Here is a 22,975-nt window from a genome sequence, read left to right as displayed (position 1 = left end):
TTCACCGATCACACCCGCCACCAGCTTGGCGGACCGCAGATCCACGCTGCCAACCGCTCGGCTCGGCAAAGTCCTCAATCCGTACTCCTGGGGCAAAAACGAACGCCAGTTACGCAAAGGTCTCCTGCAAGGGAGAGGCAAAATAAAGCCGCGAACGGGTTACGCAAAGGTCGCCTGACAGGGAGAGGCAAACCAAAATCCGGGAGTGCGGTGCGAGTTTGATTTGCGCAGGTTGTGCGGCTATTCGATTATGACTGCAAGACAAAATGACACAGTCCAACCAGGAGCGTTGAACGATGGCTTACTTCGATTCCAACGGCGTGCAGATTTATTTCGAGGAACACGGCGTCGGCGAGCCGGTGGTGCTGGTGCACGGCTTCGCATCGTGCGCGGAGAATAACTGGGGCGCGACGAAGTGGTTCACCACGCTCGCACCGCATTACCGGGTCATCGCGCTGGATTGCCGCGGCCACGGCAAAAGCGGCAAGCCGAACGATTCGGCGGCGTACGGCGGCGAGACGATGGGCGAGGACGTGATCCGGCTGATGGACCATCTGGGAATCAGGCGCACGCTGATCATGGGCTATTCGATGGGCGGACGAATCGTTACGGGCCTGCTGATGTCGCATCCGGAGCGTTTGCGCGCGGCGGTGCTCGGCGGAATCGGGGCGGGGTCGGCAACGGCGCCATCTTTCAGCCGCAAACCGATCGTCGATGCGCTGCTCGCCGAGAATATTTCAGGAGTGACGGATCAGCGGGCGAGGGAGTTTCGCCAATTCGCGGAGAGCACCGGCAACGACTTGAAGGCGTTGGCTGCGTGCATGGGCGCGGATCACGAAGGTCTGATGGCCGAGCATATAGCGGCGAAAAAAATTCGCGTGCCGGTCATGATCGTAATCGGGACCAAGGACGTGCTGATTCCCAAGCCCACGCTGCTGCGGGATGCAATTGCGGGCAGCAAACTGGTGATGCTCGAAGGACGCGATCATCTGAGCGCGCCGGGCGACAAGCATTACAAGGAAGCGGTGCTGGAATTTTTCAAGTCCGCGCCGGCGTGAGCGGGCATGTCAATCCGTCAGCTGAGTCGCGGGGCGTTGAGCGTGCCGGTCAATCGATAGGGCTGCGGACCGGGGGGATGCGGCAAGACCGCGATCAGGGCCGCCAGCTGCGAGGCGGCGGCGGGAGCCGTGGAGAGAGTGAATTCGATCGCGAGTTCGCTTTGAGCCGGGTCGGCCGCGAGCTGGATGGTGCCGTGGGCGGTCAGGGTCAAGTCGCCGCCGGTGGTCGTGAATTCCTCTATCGTCAAGATGCCTTGATCCAAATTGAACTTTGAATGCCCGTCGCCAAGACGAATCGGCGCGGCTGCGAACGGCGAGGTGATAGTCAGTCCCGCGGCGCTCAATTCGCCGCCGCCAGTCGCCGCGATGACAGCGGAAGACAGCCACAGATTGCCGCTTCCGGAAAGCTTGCCGGCAGCCCCCGCGCCGGGAATCGCGAGCAGGCGCTGACTGGCGATATCCACGGAGTCGAGGTCGTAGCTGATAGCGGTGCCGCCGCCGCTGGGGCGCAGCATGACGTTCACGACGCCGTCGTAGAGCGCGGCTTTTACCCGGACGCCGGGATGCAACGTCAGCATCGAGAAAAACGCGGGCGCGATGGTGACGGCCGGGCTCTCGATGAGCGGAGCGGCAGAGGCGGGGCTGGTCGAGCTCAAGCGGACGCCGGCCAGCTGGGCGCCGAAGGGAAAGCTGGCACTCTGGCTGCGGCTTGAAACCTCGAGGCCCATCGGCGCGAGGAGCTTCGAGAGAGTCGCGGAGTAGGGAAAGGTGGCAATCAGGTACGCGGTGAAAAGCGTCAGTCCGACAACCGCGTAACCGACTCGAACGAGACGGGTTCGCCGGTATTGCGCGGACAAATTCCCGGGCGCATCAGGTATTCTTGGCGAGCGCAACACAGGTGAGGTCAACGTCGTAGGAATGAGTGTCCTGGGTGCGGCGCTGGATGCGAATGTCCGAGACGCCGATCGGCATCGACAGCGAATTGATGCCGTAGAGCGCGTCGACCAACTGCGCGAGGCTCACGTTCTCGAGCTTCAACTGCACGCTGTACTCGGTGAACCCGTCGGTAAGCTTGCGATCGGAGCCGGGCGCGATCGAACCGATCTTGGCGCGTCCGACACTCTTGGTCATCGACGCTTCGACGATGGAAAACAGCGAGAAATCCTTGCCCAGCGGAACGGTGCGACGCTCGGCAGCGGCGAGGTCCGCCTTGAGCTGCGCATAAGTGGCGGCGAGCCGGCGAACCTCGGCGAGATCCTGTTGTCGTTGGACAATCCTGGCTTGCAGCCCCGAGCTGAGATCGACGATGGGCAGGTAGATCAGGTTGTAGATGAGAAAAACCCCGACCAGGCCGGCGGCGATTTGCACCAGGATGCGTTCGCGCGATTCGAGTTTCTGGTAGCGGACGCGCGCCTGCACGATCAGCGGATCGACGCGGGCGGCGGCTTGCTTGAGATAGGGGCGGAGGAAATCCATTGCCCGCTCGCGTAGATTCTCGAACCATTCTCCAAGCATCGCAGCTACTCGTCGCGCCCATTGGCGGGGTTGTCGCGCGCAACTCCCGGGGTTACGCCCTTGAAGTTTGCGTCCATCCGAAAATCCACCTTGCTCGGATCCGATCCGGCCTTGGCATGGGCGACTTCGATCGAGCCGAAGTAGCCGCTATCTTCCAGCGCTTCTTTGGCTTGATCGACGGTTGCGAACGAATCCGCCTGGCCAGTCACGCGCAAGCCGTTGGAATCGATCTGAACGTCGGCCATCTCGACCGGAAATCGCGTCGGCAGGGCTTGCGACACGGCCACCAGCGTGTCGAGCGGCGAATGCGTCAGGTTGCCGCCGATTAGAGTCAGCCGATGATTCATCTTCGCGATGCCGGTCTTCAACTGCGCCTTGGCGTTGGCGGGGTCGGTGTGGCCAAGGACGGGTCCGGCGGCGGCGGCGATTTCCGCGTTGACCTGGCTGAGGCGATGAAGATTGGCGTACACGCCGATGCCGAAATGAAAAATGAACGCGCCCAGGAGCGCGGCGCCGAGGATTCCCGAGGTGTAGAAGGGGCTGAGATCGCCGCGGATGCGGCCACGAAAAAGGAATTCGCCCTGGCGGAAATTGATCAAATTGAGCGGCTTGCTGGGCAACTCGCCGAGCAGCATCGCGACGCACGATGAATACCTGCCGGTGTTGGGCACCGAGCCTTCGAAGATCCCGGTGTAATCGAACGCGCTACCGTCACTGACCGGCATGGCGAGCGAATCCGAGAGCAGTCCACGCACTTGCGGATACGCAGCCGCCGCACCCGCGAGGATCACCTCGGTCTGATCGATTTCCCCACCCTGCGCGAGCAGGGTCTGACGCACCGAGTTGAGAATCGGCGCGGCTGCATCCGGCGAGACCACCGATCCGTCGGACGTCATCAGACCGCCGGGAATCGAACGCAGCGCGCGCGGCGCTCCCGTCAGATCGACCAGCACCACCGAGGTGGATGACTCATCGCCTTCGACGACCAGGTGGGCGGCCGGCTTGGCGCCGTTGCGCGCGCGGGTGAACATCGCGGCCAGCGCGAGCGGCGCCAGCGTGACGGTCTTGGGATCGAGTCCCGCCTTCTGCAGCAAATCGAGATGATTCTTCAGCTCGGTCTTGCGCACCATCGCAGCCATGACGAGGGTATGGTCAGCCTCACGCCCGAGGCGGGTAAATGCGACCGCGCCATTGTCGACCGGGAAGGGCAGGTGCTCTTCGAGCGCGAAGGGAACCACCTGATGCAGCCGGCGCGCATCCTTGAACGGCAGTTCGAGCAGGCGTTTGGCGACGCGATCGGCAGGCATTGCGGATATCACGATGTCGGGCCGGCCGGTCTCGGCGACCAGACGCGACAGCGCGCCGCCGAGATCGGTCTCGTCATCGGCGCGGACCTTGTCGTACACGCCGACGAGCTTGAGCGAATTCCACGAGCGCTCGGCGAGCGCCGCGCGCACCCGGTCGCCGGCGAACTCCAGGGCAAGTATTCGTTGAGCCATTAGGCGCCCTGGACCCTAGTCTTCATGCCAGGCAGCGAGCATGCCGACGCCGCTGGTCTGGCGCTGGAAGGTTGCGGTAATGATTTTGCGGGCGCCCGCATAAGTTCCGGTGCCGACAACCGTAAAAAATTGGCTGCGCATCGTTACGTCGTGCGCAAGGGTCGGCGGGGCGGAGGTGCCGAGGAGGTTCATGATGTCGGTGGGTTGGGTGAACGGCCGAATCGTGCGGGCTTCGACAATCTGCTGCACGACTTTTTGATCCTCCGTCCATTGCGGCTCCAGTGCGGCCAGCACTTGGGGCGACGCAGTGTTGGCGTTCACCGCCGTCTCGGGCATCACGGTCAAAAACGGGCTCACCCGATTGAAAATTGCCTGGTTGAACCCCTCGACCATCTGCAAGTCGGCAATCGTCGGCATCGGGCCGTTGCGCGGCGCATATGGCGGTATCAGCCCCGCGTAGAAGCTGTCACCGCCGGCGCCGTTCGCGCCATTGGGCGAAATCCACTGGATGATACCTTGAATCAGGTCGGTATTCACGTCGAGGATGGTGAACAGCCGCTGCATTTTCGCAATCGCAGCCTGGTTGGGAGCGCCGCCTTGATTGACCATCAAATTGATTGGGAGCTTACGGGCTTCGTCGACGATCGACAACGAGACATTGCCGCCCTCGACATCCATCGGCGGAAACGGCACCGCCCAAACGTCGCTCAAGGTGTCGGTCGGAGTTTTCGACTGCGCGTCAGAGCGCGCGTCCGCCGCCAGCAGCGCCAGCCCCATACTGATTCCCGACCGCGCCAGATAACCGGCGCGCAGCTCGTTGGCCTGATTGGCCGCCGACACGAATCCGAGTCCCGAAGTCATCGCGAAATCCACGACGATCAGCGTCATCAGCGCGATTCCCAGCAGCACCGCCAGGATCGCCACGCCACGCTCGTTGCTTCGCCGCATCGTTACCATTGTGAAAACGCCATCGGCACGGTGACCTGCGTCGCGAAGTCCATCACGTGGCCGCCGGGCGCGGCCAGCTTAATCTGGATCGCCACCGCGGCCGGCAACTGTATTCCCTGCTGCATGCTCGACGAATCCCAGCTTTCGCCCCAGTTCTGGCCGTCGAAATAACGCAGATGAAGCGAGAGCACATTGTCCGCGAGCACCATGGATTGCAGCGCGGCCGTGGTAGGCATCAATCCACTCTGCTGCGAACGTTGCAGCAGGTACCAGCCCTGCTGCGCCGGATTGGGAGTCAGATTGTAGGTGACGATATTCTCGGGCGTCATCCCGATAAGCGCGCGGCGATGGCCTGCGCTGAAGGTGGACATCGTGATGGTATCGATCGGCAGGCCATTTCCCATGTGTCCGGTGCCGAGCAGCGCGACATGGCTGATCGCGTATTGAGTCTGCACGGCATTGGTCAGTTCCTTGCTCAGTTGCCAGAGCAGCGCGCGGCCTTCGCGATCGACCATGAGCCGTCCTTCAGCGTGCACTTTGCTCTGCGCGATAGTATGGAACGAGCTCGCCAGCATCGTGAGGATCAGCGCCAGCACCCCGATCGCGAGCATCATCTCGAGAAGGGTGAAGCCGCGCGGCGCCTGATGCGCGCCGATACGCCGTTTAATCATGGCGTCGCCGCCTGTCCCGGAACTGTCTCGGGCGGAATCGGCGAATGCAGGAACTCGACGAGCGAGAAGGTTTGCGTGAAGCCGGGACCATAATGGACCGCAACCATGACCTTGCGAACGTCGGGAAACGTGCCCGAGGCCTCGACCATCCGTTGCCATCGGAAGTCGTGGAACTCGCCGGGGAACGACGCCTCGAAATCACCCTTGGAGAAGCCAAGATCCGGAAAGCGCTCGAGCTCCGCCGCCGTCATTACGGCCTGCGCAAGCATCGCGGCTCGCGTCGTCTGCTGCGCGCGAATCACGGATTGGATGCTCTGATGATGCAGTCCCAGCAGGCCGGACAGCGCGATGCCGAGGATCGCAATCGCGACCATCACCTCGATGAGAGTAAACGCGCGCGCGCGCCGGCGAAGAAGCTTCACTTCGACATCCCGGTCGGCATCACGTCGCCGCTGATGATCGCGACCTGACCCGTCAATGGAGAAAATTCGAGCGTCATCACGTCGCCCGATGCGTCGTCGAGATGCACCACGGTCGCATCGACGTAGCCCTCGGGATAAAAATAGGTCGCGACCGCGCCGCGATTGACGGTGCCGATTCCTTCGATGGTTACGTCGCGAATCCGAATCGCCGCCGGCATCTTTACCGGGCGTCCCGCCATGCTGTTGTCGGGCGCGAACACGGGCTTGACGGCATAGGGATCGAGCTGCGCGGCCGCGTAGCCATTGTTGTCCAAATCGAAGATGAGCCGCATCACGAGTTTGTGGCCGCTGGCCTCATCGAACATGTAAGTTGCGCGGCCCGCCAGCCGGCGCGCCTGGCTGCGCAGCGCGGACTGACGAAATCCGCCAATGTACGGCATCGCCACGGTCAGCATCAGGCCCATGATGAAGATTACGATCGCCAGTTCGAGCAGCGTGAAACCCGGCGGTGCGGAATTCAGCGATGCGCCGAAAGGCGCGCGCGCAATCGCGCTGGCGCGGCGGGAAGCTGGACCGGGCTTCGATTTCATGGCGCCATCACTACGACGATTGGCTGGCGTCGATATTGTCCGCGCCTTCGACGCCGCTGGGGCCGAACGACTTCAAAGTGTAGGTGTTCCCATCGCTCTGGTAAAAGTAAGCGGTCCCCCATGGATCTTGCGGCAGGCGCTCGATATAGCCGCCACTTTCGTAGTTGCCGGGCACGCGGCCGCTGCTCGGCGCCGAGACCAGCGCGCCCAAACCCTGATCGGTGGTCGGATAGTAGCCGTTGTCGAGGTAGTAGCGATCGAGCGCGGTCTTGATCTCGGCGAGGTCGGCCTGCGCCTTGGTCTTTTTGGCCTTGTCAGCGGCGCCGCGCAGGCTCTGGACGACGATGGTCGCCAGCAGGCCGAGGATCAGAATGACCACCATGATTTCAATCAGGGTGAATCCATCCTGCTTGTAGCGGCGTGACTTCATCGCGGTTACCTCCGGGGCATTTGTCATTGCATCAGCTGGTTGAGTTGGAATATTGGCATCAGCACTGCCAGCATCATGAAGACAATAACAGCCGCCATCGCTATCGTCATTACGGGTTCGAGCACGGTGGTCATCTGGCTGAGCGAGTGGGCGACTTCACGCTCGTAGTTGTCGGCGACCCGCTCGAGCATCCGCTCCAGTTCCCCGGAACGTTCGCCGACGCGGATCATTTCGATCAGCAGCGGAGGGAATAGCCCGCTTTGCGCCAGCGTCTGCCCCATCCCGTGGCCTTCGCGGATACTTTCACGGCTCTGCTCGACCGCGTCCTTGAGCAGACCGTTGGTCACCACGCCTTTGACCGCGTCGAGCGCCGGCAGCAACTGGACGCCGCTGGCCAGCAAGGTGGCGAGCGTCCGCGCGAAGCGCGCGCAGATGATTCGAATAATCGTCGGTCCGATGTACCACACCTTCAGGATCGCAGTGTCGTACACGCGCCGGCCGCGCGGCGTCGCCATCGCGAAGCTGATCCCCGCGATCATCCCGACCAGCAACAGCAGCAGCGGGATCCAATAGCCGATGACGATCGCCGAAAATGAAAGCAGGATCCTCGTCGCCAGCGGCAACGCCGCATGCTGTTGCTCGAAAATCGTCGCGACCTGCGGCACCACGTAGATGACCAGGAACGCCATGATCGCCGTGCCGACGCACATCATGATGATCGGATAGGTCATCGCGCCGCGCACCTTGGTCACGAAGTCGGATTGGCGCTCGCTGTACTCGGCGAGCCGGTCCAGCACCGCCTCGAGCGCCGCGGCCTGCTCACCGGCGCGCACCATCCCGATATAAAGGTCGGAGAAAACGTCGCGATGATTGGTCAGCGCGTCGGCCAGCGACGATCCCTCGCGCACGCGCTCGCGCACCTGCGAGAGCATCCGCTTGGTCGCGGCGCGCGACGATTGATCGCTGAGCGTGCCGAGCGAATCGACCAATTGGACGCCGGCGCCGAGCAGCGCGCTCAACTGGCGGGTGAGCAGCGCCAGGTCCGAGGCCGGCATCTTGCGCCGCCACAGCGAGGGCAGCCACTCGCGGGCAGCGGCCTGGCGTTCGACGGCGGTGGTTTCCTCGTTGAGGTCGGTGGGGAAAATTCCCGACGCGCGCAGCTTGCCGCGCGCAGTCCGCGCGCTATCGGCGTCAATCACGCCGTTGACCGAGCGGCCGTTGGCGCCAAGTCCTCGATAAGCAAATACTGGCATCGGTGAAAAAAGACTTAAGCGGGCGCTCTAGTCGATGTCTTCCTGCGTGACCCGCAGCAGCTCCTCGATCGAGGTTTCGCCGCGCAGCACGCGCCCGGCGCCGTCCTGGCGCAGCAGCACCATCCCTTGCGAGGTGCACTTGCGGCGCAGCGTCGCGGCGTCGGCATTCTGCATGACGAGCGATCGGATTTCGTCGTCCATGATCATCAGTTCCTGTATCGCCATTCGCCCGCGATAGCCGGTGTTGCGGCAATTCCGGCAGCCCTTGGAACGGCAGACCTTGGTCGCAGTTTCCAGCCCCCTGATTCCGATCCGCGCGAGTTCGGTTTCGCTGGGCCGGTAGGGCTCGCGGCAATCAACGCAGAGCTTGCGGACCAGGCGTTGCGCGAGCACGGCGAGAATCGACGATGAGACCAGGAACGGCTCGATCCCCATGTCCACCAATCGGGTAACCGCGCCGAACGAGTCGTTGGTGTGCAGCGTCGAGAACACCAGATGGCCGGTCAAGGCGGCCTGGATCGCAATTTCCGCGGTTTCGCTGTCGCGGATTTCGCCGACCATGATCACGTCGGGGTCCTGGCGCAGAATCGAACGCAGGCCGCTGGCAAAGGTCAGCTCGATCTTCGGATTTACCTGCATCTGGCCGACGCCGCGCAGTTGGTACTCGATCGGATCCTCGATCGTAATGATGTTCTTCTCGGGCGAGTTGATTCGGCTCAGACAAGCGTACAGCGTCGTGGATTTTCCCGAGCCGGTCGGCCCGGTCGCCAGGATTATTCCGTGGCTCTGCCGAATCAGCCGGTCAAGGCGCTGCAAGTTCTCGCCGGAAAATCCAAGATGGTCGAGGTTGATGGCTTCCACCGCCTGCGCGCGGTCGAGCAGACGCAGCACGATGCGCTCGCCGAACGCGGTCGGTATCGACGAGACGCGCAAGTCGATGTCGCGGCCCGCGATGCGCAGCCGGATTCGGCCGTCCTGCGGCAGGCGCTTTTCGGCGATATTGAGGCCCGCCATGACCTTGACGCGCGACGTGATCGCCGGCTGAAAGCGCTTGGGCGGCGACAGCACGTCGAACATCATCCCGTCCACGCGAAAGCGCACCACCATTTCCTTTTCGAAAACTTCAACATGGATGTCGCTGGCGCGGTCCTTGACCGCCTGCGACAGGATGCCGTTGACGAGCTTGATGATCGGCGCTGAATCGTCGGACTCGAGCAAATCCGTCGGCTCCGACGCCAGTTCACTGGCGACCACGTCGAGGCGCTCTTCCTCGAGGTCGATCATCAGGTCCTCGGCCGAGGTGGCCGACGCCTGGTCGTACGCGCGGTTGATTGCTTCGGCGATTACTTCGGGCGGCGCGACCAGCGGATGAATCTGCGCGCTGTAGAGGATTCGCAGGTCATCGAGCGGCTGGTAGTTGGCCGGGTCGGCGATCGCCACGGTGACTGCGCCGTCGGTGCTCGACAGCGGCAGCAGGCGGTTCTTCTTGGCGTAATTGATGGGAATCTTCGCGACGAGGCTCAAGTCGAGCGAATTCTCATCTATATGGGCCTGGAACGGCAGCCGGTATTCCTGCGCGAGCGCGCGCGCCAGACGCTGCGGCTCCAGCGCGCCCATCTCGACCAGCACGTCGGCCAGCTCCTGGCCGGGCTTCTTGCGTTGGCGCGCCTTGTCGAGATCCTGCGCCGAGACCCATGAGCGGTCCAGCAGGATTGCCTCGAAGCTTTTTCGTGCGGTCGCCATCAGGCATTTCCCCAGAGAAGTTGGGAGGCTGCCGGGGCCGGGCCGCAAGGATTCAAATCATATGGAGTCATCTTCAACGACACTGTCGCCACACCGAACTTATCATCATTTTCCCCCATTTCCGCTCAATTAGACACGATGATTCCGACTAGTTGCAAGTACGTGTTCCCCCATGCCACTGACCGATGGCGCAGCGATTGGCTACGGCTAGTAATGCACCGCTCCCGGTTGCGTGTCGGTACCGCTTCCGATCGGCCCGCCACCGATTCCCATGCTGATGCCCGTATGTCCCCTGGCCGGTACCGTATGCTCGGCCTCTTGCCATGAGACGAGCTTGCCCCCAACAAACTTCAAATCGAGGAACGTCCCCTTGTCGCCGTCCTTGGACGAGGTGTACAGCAGCGCCGCGGTAATGTCGTTGCTGTTGGGCTTGTAGGGGTAGCTCCAGACCTCGGTTTCGCCCGGCAGATAGGTTCGCAGGTCGGGCTCGCCCCACGAGCGATGCACCTCGGGCGACGTCTGGCCGACCTGCAGCGAATCCGACATCCGCGTCGCCTTGATTCGAGTACCGGCCTGGTAGGCGAGGCCGCATCCAGCGAAAGCGGAAGCGAGCGCCACCGACATGACCGCGAGCAGGGCGAATCGGGGGAATCGAACTTTTTTCCTCAGCCGGACTTCAGTTGACATTTTCTCCATCGGCGCGATTCTGTGGGCATCATCCTTGATTGTCAACGTTATGCTATAGAGCAACCGATATGAACGAGGTAGAGCCCGATGGTGCGTAAGCTGACTTTGGTGAAAGGGGCGTCGCAGCGCGGATCGCTGGTATATGGGATGCGGATTTTCGACCAGGACAGCGTCGCGGGCGTCGAAGATGCGCGGGTCAGCCTGGCCGACGGCACCAGCGGACGAGTCACGATGCATCTGATCGAAGGGAGCCGCGCGCAAATCAGGCGGCAACTGATGCAAAGCATCGACGCGTTTTTCGAACTGCTCGACGAGCAGTAGAATACGCACAGAAAGAATCCGCGAGGGAGCGAAAAACGAAATGGATCTGAAATTCATCAAGTACGAGAAGCGCAACCATATCGCCTACATCACGTTCAACCGGCCCGAGCGGATGAACGCGTTGCATCCGCCGTGTCACGTCGAGATGGACAGCGTGTGGGACGACTTCGTCGCGGACAAGTCGGCGTGGGTCGCGATCGTGACGGGAGCCGGCGACAAGGGGTTTTCAGCGGGCAACGATTTGCGCTGGACCGCGGAGAATAGCGGGCAACTGCTGACCGGGACCATTGGCCTCAAAGGCGGCTTCGCGGGGATTACCGCGCGCTACGACATTTACAAGCCGATCATCGCGGCAGTTAACGGATTCGCGCTCGGCGGTGGATTCGAGATCGCGCTGGCTTGCGACATCATCATTGCGGCCGAGCACGCGCGCTTCGGATTGCCGGAACCGCGGGTGGGCCTGGCGGCGGCGGCGGGCGGAGTGCATCGCCTGCCGCGCCAGATTCCGCTCAAGATCGCGATGGGCATGATGCTTACGGGCAAGCACATCACGGCCGCCGACGCGCTTCGCTACGGAATCGCCAACGAGGTGGTGCCGCTCAAGGATCTCATGGCCACGGCCGAGAAGTGGGCGGGGGAGATCATGGAATGCTCGCCGTTGTCGCTGCAGGCCACCAAGGAAGCGGCGATGAACGGACTCGGGATGCCGGTCGAAGCGGCGCTCGCGAAGCGCTACGATTTGATGTCGAAGCTGTTTCGATCGAAGGACGCGATCGAAGGTCCGCTGGCGTTTTCGCAGAAACGAAAGCCCAACTGGAGCGGAGAATAGGGCGCCGGGCGCCCGCGGCGGGGCCGCCCGCGGCGGGGCCGACTGCGGCGGGGCGCTTTAAGGCCGGGAGTCGCGATCAAGATGCAGGAAATCTGGCTGTTGCGCGACGCAATCGCGATGCTGCTCATTGGCGCGACGACGGCGGCGTTCCCGCCGGTCGGGACCGGCGCGTTCTGGACGATCGTCGCATTCTACGGCGTGGTGTCGGTGCTATTCGACGACGAAACGCCGCGTGGCGTTCCGGGAATGGATTTCTTTTACGCGACCCGCCCGCATCTGAAAGACCCGCAGGCGTAGACTCGCTTTCTGAGTAAAAATGTTGCGTGGGGAACAAAAAGTTGGCGGCTAGCGGGCCCATTTCGCTTGACTTAAGGCATGCAAGCGCTCGGACCCGGTTGTGCTATGATTACCACATACAATCAGCACGCAGGGTGAAGGCATGACGACTATTTCTGTGATTCCGTCCCCGATCGTCGAAACGCTCAGGGACTCCGAGGATACGCTGCGGACCACGCTCGCCGAGCTGGCCGAAGACAAACGAAAGCAGAAGCCGAATATCTCGGAGCGCAAGCTGGCCGAATATCTGGCCGATCAGATGGGCTACCGCGGCACCAAGAATGTGGAAGCGCTGGTGGCCTCGCGCGAGCGAATCGCAAAATCCCGCCAAGCCGTGGGTCTGAACAACAAGTAGCGCGTGCCTGCTTATCCCCTCGCCAGATGGCCGGGAGTCGGCCAGGGTGAGGAAGATCTGCGCGGCGCGGTTGTGCGACGGGCCGCAGGCTGGTTCCTCAATGGTCCCTTACCCAAGACGCTAAAGCTCTCGCGTCGTGCGCGCTCCGCTATGAGGGGAGCGGGGCAGTTACTCGGATCCGGGCAGGTGGGCCTTCACGCGAGGCTCACAAACTGGCGTCGAAGCTTCCTGTGCCACCGCGTTCCCCTTCCTTGCATTTGCTCGACAGCTTGAAGCTACCGGTGATTTCCGTCACCGCGTCGTCGACGTGTCCGCGCATGTCTGCCGTGCAGTCCGGGTTCTTGGAGCCCGGCGTGTCGAGAGTTATCTTGACGACTCCCTTGCGTGTCACACTACCGGTCAGAGAACCGCTGCCACCACCGCATTCAGCGCTCGGACCCTGGACATAGCTCCCCGTGAACGTGGAATCGCCGGTTACCTGGTCCAACGTCATCGAGAGGTCCTCGGTACCGCAAACCTCGGGGTGACCGGTCTTGCCCGTAGTAGAGCCCGTCCAGGTTCCGTTCAGATCGGGAAACGGTCTCTGGATCTTTTGAGGTTCCGCGGCATTTTCCGGCTCCTGGCATTGAGCCGCGCTCAGCCATCCCAGCATCAACAGCGAAGCGATCACGACCGGCAGAGCCATTGAACGCACGATCGCGAACGATCGAGTATGCATGAAACTGTTCCCCCCTGATTGTAAAGGCGTACGAACCGAGCTTGCGAGGACAAGCGTATAGCGAAAGTACCGATCGCTGCTAGTGGCCGAGGTGGCGGGCGAAGAACGCTTCGATACGCTTCCAACTGTCCTCGGCGGCCTCTGGGTTGTAAGCCGCCTTCATCGGGCCGACCCTTCCGATCCACGGGAGAATGCCGCGGTTGCGGCTCATGAAGCTGTGGCCCGCATCGTCGTAAACTTTCACGTCGTGATCGACGCCCATCCCGGTGAGCAGTTTTTCGAGCCTGCGCCCATGCTCCGCGAATAACTTGTCCTGACCGCCGAATCCGCCGAGCACAGGGCATACGCCGCGCAACTGTTCGGCGGTCTTGGGCACATCGCCGTAAAACGTCGCGGCGACGCCCAGCGGGGTGCGCGCCGCGAACAGCAGCGCGAATCCGCCGCCCATGCAAAAGCCGATGACTCCGATGCGCGCGGCGTCGACGCCGGGCTGCTGCTGCATGAATTTGCGCGCCGCGTCGAGGTCGTGGAATGCGTCGCCCTCGCCGCGATTGAGCGTCATCATGGTGCGCGCGATACACATGAGGCGCAGGCCGTCGCGGTCGTAGAGGTCGGGCGCGAGCGCGGCGTAGCCGAGGTCGGCGACCATCCCGGTGATGCGCCGGATGTCGTCGTTGAGGCCGAAGATTTCGTGGATGACGATCACGCCGGGATGTTTTTGGGAATCGGACGGCGCGGCGTACGCAGCGCGCATCGGGCGGCCTTCGGCGGCGGGGAAAGTAATGTCAGTGGTGTTCATCGAGTGGCCTCATAGAGTGTCAGCGGCGTCTCGCGTTTCCTGTTTCTTTGGCGCTATCAGCTGCTCGCGGCGCCGCTTGGCGATCGAATGATGGATAATCCCGACCACTGGAATCAAACCAAATGCCGCGTAACCAGCCCAACGGCCGCTGTATCCGCCGATGGCGACGGCGCCGCAGGCGGCAGTCAGGCCAAGAAGGCTGCGCAGCAGATTTCCGACGATTCGCTCGCGCGTTTCAAAGGCCTCGAGCGGGTTGAGATGAAGCGTGCCGCGCAATCGGAGGGCGTGGGCATAGAGAAGCGCCAGGACCGCGTAAACCGCCGCGACTCCGATCCCATAGATGAAAGTTATCCACTGCGCCTGATCGGTTCGTATCATCAACAGCAGTTTTCCGTCCGGCATACGAGCCATCGGGTCGCCCGTGGTGGTCGATAAAGTGACCAACAGACTGAAGAGAAACTTCAGCGGGTAAACGTAGAGGATGACGATAAACAAAAGCAGACCATTTAGAAAAATGGTGCGACGGTCCTCCAGGCCGTAGCGGCGGAAGAACTTGTAGTGGTCGTGCCAGAGCGAGATCAGGATCGCAAAACAGATCGCGAAGGCGGGAAATTCGCGCATGGTTCCCAGCAACTGATCGAACGTCTTGGGCACTTCGACCGAGACGCCCAGCAGGGTAAGCGCGAAGCCGAACACTACATCGCTCAACGCCTCGACTCGATTAAGATGCTCGCCTCGGAGCCGGAAGCCGCCGGTGGCGGGAAGAGCAATGTCGCTGGTGGTCATCGGACTAAGCTCTCTTCTAAACTGCCTCGCCGCTGAGGGGAAGTGTCACAGACACACGGCAAAGGAAAAGAGCCGGGGTCCCGCGGTTTCGCTCGGAGTGACGGAAAAAATCTGGCAGGTGGGCTTTTGTCATGCGCTCGCAGAACCCTCACCTACCGGCCGCCATGCGGCCGCCCTCCTCTCCCGTAAAGTAACGGGCGAGGCCAGGAAGGATCCGGGATTCTTCGCTACAGCAACTTTCGCTCCAGAATGACAGAAAAACAGCGCCACTCCCTCTCCCCGCACCCTTCTAACAGGGACGCAGTCCGCATCTTTTCTTATCTTGATACTGGGTGCAGGGCTCAGCCCTGCTCACCCCTGCCGTTTGCGGTTTTTTGAACCCGCGTCTTTGCCATCGCGCGGTTTGGCGCGGGTCTTGGAACGCGGACCGGAACCGTAGTCGCCGAACGGATCGTCACGCTCACGAACCGCATCCCGAAAGCCCGCGACTTGCGCGCGCGCCACGAAATCGAGGCCTTCCTGCGTATGCCGCGCGATTCCGTCGAACAGCGAGCCGACCAGCCGCGAAGTCGCAAGCCCCATGTTCTCGGCAGTGTGATTGCATAGCAGCTTGAGCATCTGAAGCTGATTGACAGGCACTCGCGCCATCCGCTCGGCGATCGCAGTAGCGCGCGCGTCGAGTTCGCCGTCGGGCACCGCTTCGAGGATGAGTCCGATGCGCGCGGCCTCAGGCGCGGGGATTTCATCGCCGGTCAGCAAGTAGCGCTTGGCGCGCTCGAGGCCCATCCGATACACCCACATCGCGGTGGTCGGTGTTCCCCACACGCGCGACGGCGGATAGCCGAACGATGCGGACTGGCCGGCGATTATCAGGTCGGCGCACAGCACCATGTCGGTGCCGCCCCCGATGCACCATCCCTGGACGGCGGCGATGGTTGGTTTTCGCGCGTACCAGAGCTTCATGTACACGTTGACGAATTGCGAGATCATGCCGTAGTCGGCGACCGAGTCCCACACGCGCCGGCGCGCGGCTCCGCTTTCGCTGGTTTGCGCGCGCGTGGACCAATCGAGTCCGTAGCCCGCGCAAAACGCGGGGCCGTCGGCACGCAGCAGGATCACGTGGACGCCATGGTCGGCGTCGGCGCGATCGATGGCGGCGGCAAGCTCGTCGCGCAGGTCGGGGGTGATGGTGTTGTACTCGGCGGCGCGGGCGAGAGTTATCGTGCCGACGCCGTTGCGGGTCTCGGTGCGGAGCGTCTTCATGTCAGTCGCATATAGCAGAGGAGGGCGGGGAAAGGGGATGGGGATGGGATCACTTAATTTAATGTGAAACCCGCCTGGGTTTCACACTTCCTTGGGCAGGGGTGACCCCTGCACCCGGTAGTAAGAAGACGCGAAAATCTGCGCAGCGCATCTTTTCGCGACTATGCGATGGGCAGGGCTGAGCCCTGCACTCAATATTAAGGCCGCCCGCCGTTGGCGGGCGCGGCCCCTGCCTAGCCGATGATTTTGTTGAGCGGGAACTCGACGATGCCGACGGCGCCGGCTTCGAGCAGCTTGGGAAACAGCTCGCGCACCGTGTGCTCGGCGATGACGGTCTCGACCCCCAGCCATTCCACGCCCTTGAGCGCGGGAGAGGGGTAGAGGTGCGAGATGGTGGGGGCGGTGATCGACGGCAGCAGCGCGATCACTTTTTCGAGGTTGCCTTTGGCGACGTTCAACTTGATGAAGACGCGGCTGTCGGCGTCGAGCGCGCCGCGAATCAGGATCCCGAGCTGGCGAATCTTGGCCTGCTTCCACGGGTCGGTCCATGCCGCCGGATTGGCGACCAGCACGGGATTCGAGACGAGCAATTCCTCGACGATGCGCAGTCCGTTGGCGCGGAGCGAGGAGCCGGTCTCGGTCACGTCGATGGCGGCGTCGATGATTCCTTCGGCGACTTTGGCCTCGGTGGCGCCCCATGAAAATTCAACTTCTGCCTTGACTTTGCGCTCGGCCAGGACTCGCGTGACGAACTGCACGAGCTCGGTGGCGATGCGCTTGCCCTGGAGGTCTTCGAGCCGCTTGACCGGCGAATCATTGCGCACGCATAGCACCCATCGCGAAGGGGTCAACGTGGCCTTGGCGTACACGAAGCTCTCGACCTGATGGAGGGTCACGTTGTTCTCGACGATCCAGTCGCTGCCGGTGATGCCCGCGTCGAGCGAGCCGTCGGCGATGTACCGGGGCATCTCCTGCGGGCGCAGGATGCGGCAACTGAGCGCGGGATCGTCGGTGGTCGGAATGTAGGAGCGCGAGCCGACCGTGATCCGCCATCCCGACTTGCGCATCAGCTCGAGCGTCTGATTCTCGAGGCTGCCCTTGGGGATGCCGAATTTCAGTACTTGATCAGGCATGTGATTTTTCCCGATGGCGATCAATCCGCCGACTTCTTGACGCCGTGGCCGGCGCCGGGTTTGGCCTGATGGCCGTAGCCGGGGCCGTATTTGGCGGGATCGACTTTGCGTTGCTCGACGACTTTCCATGCGCCGGCGTCGAGCTTGCGGAAAAAGCACGACTCGTAGCCCATGTGGCATGCGGCGCCGTCGCCGCGCTGCTCGACGGCGACTACCAGCGCGTCGGCGTCGCAGTCGATGCGAATCTCGTGCACGATTTGAAAATTTCCCGACTCTTCGCCCTTGCGCCAAAGCTTGTTGCGCGAGCGCGAGAAGTAACAGGCGCGGCCGGTCGCGACGGTCTCGTCGAAGGCTTCGCGGTTCATGTAGGCGACGGTCAGGACGCGGTGGCTCAGGTGATCGACGGCGATGGCGGCGACGACGCCGCCGTTTTTGTCGAAATCGATTGCCGCCGATGCGGGAGATGCCTTTTGTGCCTGCGTTGCCATTGCTGCCACCGGGTCGAAATACCGCCGTAGATCGAAAATTACGCTTGCGAATCAACAAGTATCGGTGAAACCCCGGCGCGATTCAATCTGCAATGTTGCGGAAAGGTCGCCAGGCTGTTTTCAATTTGTGACAACGCGAGTAGATTACGGACGGCGTCAGACGACTTTCCGACTAACTTGCGCGCCGATTAACTTGCGCGTCAATTTGCCCAACCGAACCCTTGGCCCACCACCAGATATGCACCAGGTCCCGATAATGAGATTGACCAGACTTTGGATAGTTGCGATCGCGCTTGCCACGTCGATGCTCGCGTGCCGGATGCCCGGCAAATCGATCGAGTCGAATTACAAGAACGTCGATCAATTCAACTTCGACGTCGCGATGGGTCCCAAGAATTACCATATCGAGGGCTACCTGACGCGCAGCGCGGAGAATGGACGGCTGCCCGGGCTGCTGGTGCTCAACGGGGGCGAGGGCAACGTCGAGCGTTGCGTGAAGATGAGCCAGGATATCGCGGCGATGGGTATCCAGGTGGCGTGCGTGAATATCCCGGGCTACGGCAAATCGTCGGGGCCGAGCCGATTCGTGGGGCAGCCGTCGGTGGTGGCGTCGCGACGGGCGCTGGACATCCTGGCGGCGCGCGCCGACGTCGACTCGACGCGGCTGGCGGTGTGGGGACTCGGGCATGGCGCGGTCGCGGCGGGTCTGTTGATGGACTACGACTCGCGCCCGCGCGCGCTGATCCTGGAATCGGGATTGTACGACCCGCTCACGCTATGGCCGGATGCGCCGCTACGCACCAAGCTGTCGATCCTGCGCGAAGTATGGCCGAGCAAGCGGATCCTGAAGGAGCGCAGCGTGATCGCGAATTTGCCGCCGAAGCTCGGCTGCAGCGTGCTGATCATGCATGGCGAGCGGGATAATCGGGTGCCGGTGGGCCAGGCGGTCAAGCTCGCCGACGCGTTGCGCGTGCGCGGCGCGAAGGTATCGACCCGCTATTTCCCGCAAGCGTCGCACGATCTGGGCAAGCGCGTCGAGCCCGAGCTGCGCGCATTTCTGCGCGACAATCTGCTCGATACCAACCGGGCAGCCGCTTCGTGAGAATCGGCCGCTAGCCGATCTCCTTTAGCGCCGCGATCACTTCGTCGGTGTGCCCGTCGACCTTGACCTTGGGGAAGACGCGGCGCACGACGCCCGATTTGTCGATCACGAACGTGGTGCGCTCGATGCCCATGAACTCGCGCCCGTAAAGCGACTTCTTCTTGTAGACGCCGTAGAGCCGGCAGATCTTGTTGCCGGGATCGGCGAGCAGCGGGAAGTTCAGCCCGTGCTTGGCGACGAACCTGGCGTGCGAGTCGCTCGAGTCAGCGCTGATGCCCACGACTTTTGCGCCGAGCGCTTTGAGCGGCGCGAGGTGGTCGCGAAAGCTGCACGCCTCGACGGTGCATCCGGGCGTCATGTCCCGGGGATAGAAGTACAGCACCAGGTTGTTCGAGCCGATCAGATCTTTCAGCGCGACGGTGTTTCCGTCGGCGTCGGACAGCGCGAAGGCGGGCGCTTTTTTCCCTTGCAGTGCGGCGCTGGCGCTCTTCGGCGGCGCCGAACCGCCGGCCTTGGCGGAAGCGGCTGCGGTTTTCTTCGGAGTCTTCGCGGTGGTTTTTCTGGATGTAGGCATGAGATTGATTTAGCCCCGCTCGACGCTTGTGGCAACTTGGAGGTTATCGCGGCCGTCCCGAAATCACTTTTCGAATTCACCAAACCCCCTGTTTAGCAGGGTTTTCCGACCCCTAGTTGACGCGCTGCCAGTCACCCCCTAGACTTGGCCCGCTGACAGTCCCTCTCGATCGATTGCGTCCCCATGGCCGTTTACACCGAGTTAAGCAAACCGTTTCTCAAGGAGCTCGCCGACGACTACGGTCTGGGGCGGGTCGCCAGCGCCACCGGGATCCCGGATGGACCGGCTAACAGCAACTACGTGCTCGAAGCCGCCAAGGGCAAGTTCCTGCTGCGGGTGGACGAGGTCAAGCGGGAGAACGAACTCAAGCGCGAAATCGATTTGCTTTCGTTTCTGCGCAAGCATTCGTTTCCGTGCCCGCATCCGATGCAGGATCGGATGGGACGCTTTTACCGCAATGCCAACAACCGCTGCGTGTCGCTGTTCAAATACCAGGAAGGCAAGGTGCTGGCGCCCGCGCGCCTCAAGCCGAGCCAGCTCGAAACGATCGGCCATACCCTGGGCGATCTGCATGTGATCGGCAAAGCGTACAAGAAGGGAATCGACAACCGCTTCAGTTTCGAGCGAATCGCCGACCTCTACCTGACGGTGCGCAACCGGCTGCCGAACTACTTCCGCAAGATTTGCCGCACGCTCGACGACGAGGTCGAGTACCTGACGCGCTATCTCGAGAGCAAGCTGCCCAAGGGCGTCATCCACGGCGACATCTTCGCCGACAACCTGCTGTTTCGCGGCGAGCGGCTGACCGCGATGCTCGATTTCGACGCCGCATGCCGCGGCAAGTTCATTTTCGACATCGCGACCGCGGTCAATTCGCTGTGCTTCGTCGACGGCGCCTACTCGCTCGACCGCTTCCGCTATCTGCTGTCGGGCTACGAGTCGGTGCGCACGCTGTCGCTGGCGGAATGGGACGCGTTTCCCAACGAGCTGCGGTTTTCCTCGCTGCGCTTCACCGTGACGCGGCTGCACGATTTCTTTCTGCAGCCGGTGGACGGCCACAATCGCGTGGACAAGGACTTCCGCGAGTTCTTCGATCGTCTGCGGGTGCTGCGCCGCGAGCGCGCGGGCGGGATGGAGCCGCTGCTGATGGCGATGGCGACCGGATACGACTACCGCAAGTATCAGAAGGTCAAAGCCACCGAGCGCCGCCAGGCGTGAAGGGTTGAAATACGCGGCCTGATTCACCAATCCGCGGAGAGATCCGTTGCCTTCAATTCTTGACAACCTGAACGCCGCCGCGCCCGCGCTATGGCTCGAGGTTTCTCCCCCGCGCGGAATCAATCCGGGGCCGCTGCTGCGCCGTCTCGCCGAGCTGGTGGGGCAGGTCGATGCGATCAATCTGACCGACAACGCGCTGGGCAAGGTGAAGATGTCGGGGCTGGTGTTCGCCGCCGCGATCAAGGGGCGCCTGAAGATCCCGGTCGTGCTGAATCTCTCCTGCCGCGACCGCAACCGCTTCGCGCTCAAATCCGATCTGCTCGGCGCGGCGGCTTTGGGGATCGACGCGGTGGTCGCGCTCAACGGCGACAAAATTCCCCCCGGCGCCGACGGCGTCGCGATCGCCTCGCATGACATCGACGCATACCGATTGCTCGCGATGATCGGCGACTTGAATCGCGGCGACACCGGCGAGGGCAGGCCGCCGCTGACCAGGATCCCGTCGATCATTGCCGGTGCGGTTGCGAATCCGAATCGAAAGAACCTCGAGCGCGAGTTCGAGCTGCTCGCGCGCAAGGCCGCCGCAGGTGCGCGCTTCGTGATCACGCAGCCGGTGTTCGACGCCGAGACCGGGCGGCGCTTTATCGCCAAAGCCAACCGCCTGGGAATCAAAACGATGCTCGGAATTCTCCCCGTCAAGCGCGAGGCGATGGCAACCTACCTGATCGACCGGGTGAAGGACCTGAGCGGCGCGCGCCGCCATCTGGACAGGTTCGGCGGGATGAGCGAAGAAGAAGTCCGCGCGATTTCGCTGCGCGAGAACCTGGCGCTGATGAAGTCGCTGGCCGGTGAGGCCGCCGGCTTCATCATCATGAGCGGCGGTGGCCCGTCACTGGCTATCGAGCTGGCTCTTGAGTTCAGCCGCTGGCGCGAGGAGGTCGGCAAATGAACCGTGTTCGGACAGACGGGAATCGCGGCGGCCGGGGATCGAAAGTGGAAAAAGCGAGCGCCGAAACGGCCGCCCGCGACGACGCAAACAGCCGCGGCCAGGTCGAAGATGCGGTCCGCGTCATCATCCGCCATATCGGTGAGGATCCCGATCGCGAGGGACTCAAACGCACGCCCGCGCGCGTCGCCAGCGCTTACGAGTTTCTAACCAGCGGCTACGCGATGGATCCCAAGGAAGCGATCAACGACGCGCTGTTTGCCGAACAAGACTACCAGGAAATGATCCTGTGCAAGGATTTGGACTTCTACTCCCTGTGCGAGCATCACCTGCTGCCGTTCATCGGCAAGGCGCACGTCGCGTACCTGCCCAATCGCAAGATCGTCGGCCTCTCGAAGCTGGCGCGCCTGGTGGAAATCTACGCGCGGCGGCTCCAGGTACAGGAGCGCTTGACCACCCAGATAGCGCACACGCTGATGTCGCAGGTCAATCCGCTCGGCGTCGCCGTGGTGATCGAGGCCGAGCATCTGTGCATGCGGATGCGCGGCGTCGAGAAGCAGAATTGCTACGTCACGACGTCGGCGATGCTTGGCGCGTTCCGCACCCACACCGAAACCCGCCAGGAGTTCATGCAGCTGCTGCGCAACGGCAAGCCTTGACGCGTCGCGAATGAATGATGCTCAGGCCCGTAACACGCGCAGCCCAAGGTGGCGCTCGAAGGGATCGAAGTCGCGGTCGCAATGAAGCAGCATATGGCCCCCGGCGATACAAAATGTCGCGATAATCGTGTCGATCGTGCCGCGAGGCGTCACTCCGCGGGCTCGGAGCGCGCGATGGTTGCGCGCGGCGGCAATCGCGATTTCATGGCCACCCATTCGGCGAAATTCGAGCGCCGCGAAAACCTCCTGCACTCCCCGAAAGTCGACTTCGGATGCAAAGCCCTGCAGAACTTCGGTCATGATCAAATCGCCGACCACGAGCTGCGGCGTGGGGATCCTGCCGAGAGCATCGGCCTCGGCGGTAGGCCGACCATTGAAGTAGTCGATCCATACCGAGGAATCGACGATGATCATCGACGCGGTTTGCGGTCGCGGCGCATCGCGGTGAGGTCTCCCTCCCAGCGAAATTTGCCGCGCGCCGAGCGAAGTAACCGCTCTTGCTCGGCCAAACGGACAATCAATTCGAGCCCCCGCTGTACCGTCTCGCGCTTGGTGCTCGTGCCCGATACGCGCATCGCCCGCTTCATCAGCCCGTCGTCAATTACGATATTAGTCCGCATGGGGTATCACCT

Annotated in this window: 29 protein-coding genes; 9 read left to right on the top strand and 20 right to left on the bottom strand. The window is 62.6% G+C overall.

Annotation, left to right across the window (positions count from 1 at the left end; translation table 11 throughout):
- The first annotated feature begins 296 nt into the window (after nt 1-296).
- The gene (locus ABSB13_RS07585) at nt 297-1,058 is read left to right on the top strand and encodes an alpha/beta fold hydrolase (protein ID WP_428107072.1); all 762 of its coding nucleotides are present in this window, start codon (nt 297-299) and stop codon (nt 1,056-1,058) included.
- A gap of 17 nt (nt 1,059-1,075) precedes the next feature.
- On the opposite strand, the gene gspN is transcribed toward ABSB13_RS07585, so the two are convergent.
- From gspN to ABSB13_RS07530, 11 genes are all read right to left on the bottom strand, one after another.
- On the bottom strand, nt 1,076-1,915 hold the full coding sequence (gspN, locus tag ABSB13_RS07580; protein ID WP_428107069.1) for a type II secretion system protein GspN: 840 nt from the start codon (nt 1,913-1,915) through the stop codon (nt 1,076-1,078).
- A 13-nt stretch (nt 1,916-1,928) separates the two neighbouring features.
- The gene (locus ABSB13_RS07575) at nt 1,929-2,573 is read right to left on the bottom strand and encodes a type II secretion system protein M (RefSeq protein WP_428107067.1); all 645 of its coding nucleotides are present in this window, start codon (nt 2,571-2,573) and stop codon (nt 1,929-1,931) included.
- 5 nt (nt 2,574-2,578) lie between these two features.
- Nucleotides 2,579-4,072 carry a type II secretion system protein GspL gene (gspL, locus tag ABSB13_RS07570; protein ID WP_428107065.1) on the bottom strand — a complete coding sequence of 498 codons (1,494 nt, stop codon included), beginning with the start codon at nt 4,070-4,072 and terminating at the stop codon, nt 2,579-2,581.
- A gap of 15 nt (nt 4,073-4,087) precedes the next feature.
- Entirely contained in the window at nt 4,088-5,020 is a 933-nt protein-coding gene (gspK, locus tag ABSB13_RS07565; protein ID WP_428107062.1) for a type II secretion system minor pseudopilin GspK, read from the bottom strand.
- 2 nt (nt 5,021-5,022) lie between these two features.
- A complete protein-coding gene (locus tag ABSB13_RS07560; RefSeq protein WP_428107060.1) occupies nt 5,023-5,691 on the bottom strand; it encodes a PulJ/GspJ family protein in 669 nt (222 codons plus the stop codon).
- Nucleotides 5,688-6,113 (bottom strand): prepilin-type N-terminal cleavage/methylation domain-containing protein, encoded by a 426-nt coding sequence (locus ABSB13_RS07555; RefSeq protein ID WP_428107058.1) that lies wholly within the window; start codon nt 6,111-6,113, stop codon nt 5,688-5,690. Before ABSB13_RS07555 ends, ABSB13_RS07560 begins: the two co-directional genes overlap by 4 nt.
- The gene (locus ABSB13_RS07550) at nt 6,110-6,703 is read right to left on the bottom strand and encodes a type II secretion system protein (protein WP_428107056.1); all 594 of its coding nucleotides are present in this window, start codon (nt 6,701-6,703) and stop codon (nt 6,110-6,112) included. The genes ABSB13_RS07555 and ABSB13_RS07550 overlap by 4 nt, the downstream gene beginning before the upstream one ends.
- A gap of 10 nt (nt 6,704-6,713) precedes the next feature.
- The gene (gene gspG, locus ABSB13_RS07545; protein WP_428107054.1) at nt 6,714-7,133 is read right to left on the bottom strand and encodes a type II secretion system major pseudopilin GspG; all 420 of its coding nucleotides are present in this window, start codon (nt 7,131-7,133) and stop codon (nt 6,714-6,716) included.
- A 23-nt stretch (nt 7,134-7,156) separates the two neighbouring features.
- A complete protein-coding gene (gspF, locus tag ABSB13_RS07540; RefSeq protein WP_428107052.1) occupies nt 7,157-8,386 on the bottom strand; it encodes a type II secretion system inner membrane protein GspF in 1,230 nt (409 codons plus the stop codon).
- 27 nt (nt 8,387-8,413) lie between these two features.
- On the bottom strand, nt 8,414-10,129 hold the full coding sequence (gene gspE, locus ABSB13_RS07535) for a type II secretion system ATPase GspE (protein WP_428107049.1): 1,716 nt from the start codon (nt 10,127-10,129) through the stop codon (nt 8,414-8,416).
- A gap of 207 nt (nt 10,130-10,336) precedes the next feature.
- Nucleotides 10,337-10,816: a hypothetical protein gene (locus ABSB13_RS07530; RefSeq protein WP_428107047.1), complete on the bottom strand. Its 480-nt coding sequence runs from the start codon at nt 10,814-10,816 to the stop codon at nt 10,337-10,339.
- Between the two features lie 87 nt (nt 10,817-10,903).
- Between ABSB13_RS07530 and ABSB13_RS07525 the strand changes: the two genes are divergently transcribed.
- The 4 genes from ABSB13_RS07525 (at nt 10,904) to ABSB13_RS07510 (ending at nt 12,657) form a co-directional block, all read left to right on the top strand.
- The gene (locus ABSB13_RS07525; protein ID WP_333650349.1) at nt 10,904-11,137 is read left to right on the top strand and encodes a hypothetical protein; all 234 of its coding nucleotides are present in this window, start codon (nt 10,904-10,906) and stop codon (nt 11,135-11,137) included.
- Nucleotides 11,138-11,177: 40 nt separating this feature from the next.
- Complete coding sequence (locus ABSB13_RS07520) at nt 11,178-11,966, top strand: enoyl-CoA hydratase-related protein (protein ID WP_428107043.1); 789 nt, start codon at nt 11,178-11,180, stop codon at nt 11,964-11,966.
- An 81-nt stretch (nt 11,967-12,047) separates the two neighbouring features.
- Entirely contained in the window at nt 12,048-12,263 is a 216-nt protein-coding gene (locus ABSB13_RS07515) for a hypothetical protein (RefSeq protein ID WP_428107041.1), read from the top strand.
- Nucleotides 12,264-12,405: 142 nt separating this feature from the next.
- A complete protein-coding gene (locus ABSB13_RS07510; protein WP_428107039.1) occupies nt 12,406-12,657 on the top strand; it encodes a hypothetical protein in 252 nt (83 codons plus the stop codon).
- Between the two features lie 205 nt (nt 12,658-12,862).
- Here ABSB13_RS07510 and ABSB13_RS07505 read toward each other — a convergent pair whose 3' ends face one another.
- The 6 genes from ABSB13_RS07505 to hisI all read right to left on the bottom strand — a co-directional run bounded on the left by ABSB13_RS07505 (nt 12,863) and on the right by hisI (nt 17,844).
- On the bottom strand, nt 12,863-13,375 hold the full coding sequence (locus tag ABSB13_RS07505) for a hypothetical protein (protein WP_428107038.1): 513 nt from the start codon (nt 13,373-13,375) through the stop codon (nt 12,863-12,865).
- A gap of 79 nt (nt 13,376-13,454) precedes the next feature.
- A complete protein-coding gene (locus ABSB13_RS07500; protein ID WP_428107035.1) occupies nt 13,455-14,174 on the bottom strand; it encodes a dienelactone hydrolase family protein in 720 nt (239 codons plus the stop codon).
- A 9-nt stretch (nt 14,175-14,183) separates the two neighbouring features.
- Complete coding sequence (locus ABSB13_RS07495) at nt 14,184-14,960, bottom strand: TMEM175 family protein (RefSeq protein ID WP_428107034.1); 777 nt, start codon at nt 14,958-14,960, stop codon at nt 14,184-14,186.
- A gap of 351 nt (nt 14,961-15,311) precedes the next feature.
- A complete protein-coding gene (locus ABSB13_RS07490; RefSeq protein ID WP_428107032.1) occupies nt 15,312-16,223 on the bottom strand; it encodes a crotonase/enoyl-CoA hydratase family protein in 912 nt (303 codons plus the stop codon).
- A gap of 233 nt (nt 16,224-16,456) precedes the next feature.
- Complete coding sequence (gene hisG, locus ABSB13_RS07485) at nt 16,457-17,356, bottom strand: ATP phosphoribosyltransferase (protein WP_428107030.1); 900 nt, start codon at nt 17,354-17,356, stop codon at nt 16,457-16,459.
- 20 nt (nt 17,357-17,376) lie between these two features.
- A complete protein-coding gene (gene hisI, locus ABSB13_RS07480) occupies nt 17,377-17,844 on the bottom strand; it encodes a phosphoribosyl-AMP cyclohydrolase (protein ID WP_428107029.1) in 468 nt (155 codons plus the stop codon).
- Nucleotides 17,845-18,100: 256 nt separating this feature from the next.
- Between hisI and ABSB13_RS07475 the strand changes: the two genes are divergently transcribed.
- Nucleotides 18,101-18,946: an alpha/beta hydrolase family protein gene (locus ABSB13_RS07475; RefSeq protein ID WP_428107027.1), complete on the top strand. Its 846-nt coding sequence runs from the start codon at nt 18,101-18,103 to the stop codon at nt 18,944-18,946.
- A 10-nt stretch (nt 18,947-18,956) separates the two neighbouring features.
- Here the strand turns inward: ABSB13_RS07475 and bcp are convergent, their stop codons facing one another.
- A complete protein-coding gene (gene bcp, locus ABSB13_RS07470) occupies nt 18,957-19,520 on the bottom strand; it encodes a thioredoxin-dependent thiol peroxidase (RefSeq protein WP_428107024.1) in 564 nt (187 codons plus the stop codon).
- A gap of 183 nt (nt 19,521-19,703) precedes the next feature.
- Between bcp and ABSB13_RS07465 the strand changes: the two genes are divergently transcribed.
- The 3 genes from ABSB13_RS07465 to folE are packed head-to-tail and all read left to right on the top strand — an operon-like array spanning nt 19,704 to nt 22,343.
- The gene (locus ABSB13_RS07465) at nt 19,704-20,738 is read left to right on the top strand and encodes a homoserine kinase (protein ID WP_428107023.1); all 1,035 of its coding nucleotides are present in this window, start codon (nt 19,704-19,706) and stop codon (nt 20,736-20,738) included.
- Between the two features lie 46 nt (nt 20,739-20,784).
- Nucleotides 20,785-21,687, top strand: a complete 903-nt coding sequence (locus tag ABSB13_RS07460; RefSeq protein WP_428107020.1) for a methylenetetrahydrofolate reductase — start codon at nt 20,785-20,787, stop codon at nt 21,685-21,687.
- Nucleotides 21,684-22,343: a GTP cyclohydrolase I FolE gene (folE, locus tag ABSB13_RS07455; protein ID WP_428107019.1), complete on the top strand. Its 660-nt coding sequence runs from the start codon at nt 21,684-21,686 to the stop codon at nt 22,341-22,343. Before ABSB13_RS07460 ends, folE begins: the two co-directional genes overlap by 4 nt.
- Before the next feature lie 21 nt (nt 22,344-22,364).
- On the opposite strand, the gene vapC is transcribed toward folE, so the two are convergent.
- Nucleotides 22,365-22,757: a type II toxin-antitoxin system VapC family toxin gene (vapC, locus tag ABSB13_RS07450; RefSeq protein WP_428107016.1), complete on the bottom strand. Its 393-nt coding sequence runs from the start codon at nt 22,755-22,757 to the stop codon at nt 22,365-22,367.
- The gene (locus ABSB13_RS07445) at nt 22,754-22,963 is read right to left on the bottom strand and encodes a type II toxin-antitoxin system VapB family antitoxin (protein ID WP_428107014.1); all 210 of its coding nucleotides are present in this window, start codon (nt 22,961-22,963) and stop codon (nt 22,754-22,756) included. Before ABSB13_RS07445 ends, vapC begins: the two co-directional genes overlap by 4 nt.
- Nucleotides 22,964-22,975 lie beyond the last annotated feature (12 nt).

Source organism: Binatus sp. (SeqCode), assembly GCF_050013435.1.
Lineage (GTDB): Bacteria > Desulfobacterota > Binatia > Binatales > Binataceae > Binatus.
Note: the sequence above shows the minus strand (reverse complement) of the source record. Positions and strands in the feature narration are given on the sequence as shown.

Coding starts and splice junctions, on each gene's coding strand:
- ABSB13_RS07585 (WP_428107072.1), top strand. CDS start 297: ATGGCTTACTTCGATTCCAACGGCGTGCAGATTTATTTCGAGGAACAC.
- ABSB13_RS07575 (WP_428107067.1), bottom strand. CDS start 2,573: ATGCTTGGAGAATGGTTCGAGAATCTACGCGAGCGGGCAATGGATTTC.
- gspL (WP_428107065.1), bottom strand. CDS start 4,072: ATGGCTCAACGAATACTTGCCCTGGAGTTCGCCGGCGACCGGGTGCGC.
- gspK (WP_428107062.1), bottom strand. CDS start 5,020: ATGCGGCGAAGCAACGAGCGTGGCGTGGCGATCCTGGCGGTGCTGCTG.
- ABSB13_RS07560 (WP_428107060.1), bottom strand. CDS start 5,691: ATGATTAAACGGCGTATCGGCGCGCATCAGGCGCCGCGCGGCTTCACC.
- ABSB13_RS07550 (WP_428107056.1), bottom strand. CDS start 6,703: ATGAAATCGAAGCCCGGTCCAGCTTCCCGCCGCGCCAGCGCGATTGCG.
- gspG (WP_428107054.1), bottom strand. CDS start 7,133: ATGAAGTCACGCCGCTACAAGCAGGATGGATTCACCCTGATTGAAATC.
- gspF (WP_428107052.1), bottom strand. CDS start 8,386: ATGCCAGTATTTGCTTATCGAGGACTTGGCGCCAACGGCCGCTCGGTC.
- gspE (WP_428107049.1), bottom strand. CDS start 10,129: ATGGCGACCGCACGAAAAAGCTTCGAGGCAATCCTGCTGGACCGCTCA.
- ABSB13_RS07530 (WP_428107047.1), bottom strand. CDS start 10,816: ATGTCAACTGAAGTCCGGCTGAGGAAAAAAGTTCGATTCCCCCGATTC.
- ABSB13_RS07525 (WP_333650349.1), top strand. CDS start 10,904: ATGGTGCGTAAGCTGACTTTGGTGAAAGGGGCGTCGCAGCGCGGATCG.
- ABSB13_RS07520 (WP_428107043.1), top strand. CDS start 11,178: ATGGATCTGAAATTCATCAAGTACGAGAAGCGCAACCATATCGCCTAC.
- ABSB13_RS07515 (WP_428107041.1), top strand. CDS start 12,048: ATGCAGGAAATCTGGCTGTTGCGCGACGCAATCGCGATGCTGCTCATT.
- ABSB13_RS07510 (WP_428107039.1), top strand. CDS start 12,406: ATGACGACTATTTCTGTGATTCCGTCCCCGATCGTCGAAACGCTCAGG.
- ABSB13_RS07505 (WP_428107038.1), bottom strand. CDS start 13,375: ATGCATACTCGATCGTTCGCGATCGTGCGTTCAATGGCTCTGCCGGTC.
- ABSB13_RS07500 (WP_428107035.1), bottom strand. CDS start 14,174: ATGAACACCACTGACATTACTTTCCCCGCCGCCGAAGGCCGCCCGATG.
- ABSB13_RS07495 (WP_428107034.1), bottom strand. CDS start 14,960: ATGACCACCAGCGACATTGCTCTTCCCGCCACCGGCGGCTTCCGGCTC.
- ABSB13_RS07490 (WP_428107032.1), bottom strand. CDS start 16,223: ATGAAGACGCTCCGCACCGAGACCCGCAACGGCGTCGGCACGATAACT.
- hisG (WP_428107030.1), bottom strand. CDS start 17,356: ATGCCTGATCAAGTACTGAAATTCGGCATCCCCAAGGGCAGCCTCGAG.
- hisI (WP_428107029.1), bottom strand. CDS start 17,844: ATGGCAACGCAGGCACAAAAGGCATCTCCCGCATCGGCGGCAATCGAT.
- ABSB13_RS07475 (WP_428107027.1), top strand. CDS start 18,101: ATGAGATTGACCAGACTTTGGATAGTTGCGATCGCGCTTGCCACGTCG.
- bcp (WP_428107024.1), bottom strand. CDS start 19,520: ATGCCTACATCCAGAAAAACCACCGCGAAGACTCCGAAGAAAACCGCA.
- ABSB13_RS07465 (WP_428107023.1), top strand. CDS start 19,704: ATGGCCGTTTACACCGAGTTAAGCAAACCGTTTCTCAAGGAGCTCGCC.
- folE (WP_428107019.1), top strand. CDS start 21,684: ATGAACCGTGTTCGGACAGACGGGAATCGCGGCGGCCGGGGATCGAAA.
- vapC (WP_428107016.1), bottom strand. CDS start 22,757: ATGATCATCGTCGATTCCTCGGTATGGATCGACTACTTCAATGGTCGG.
- ABSB13_RS07445 (WP_428107014.1), bottom strand. CDS start 22,963: ATGCGGACTAATATCGTAATTGACGACGGGCTGATGAAGCGGGCGATG.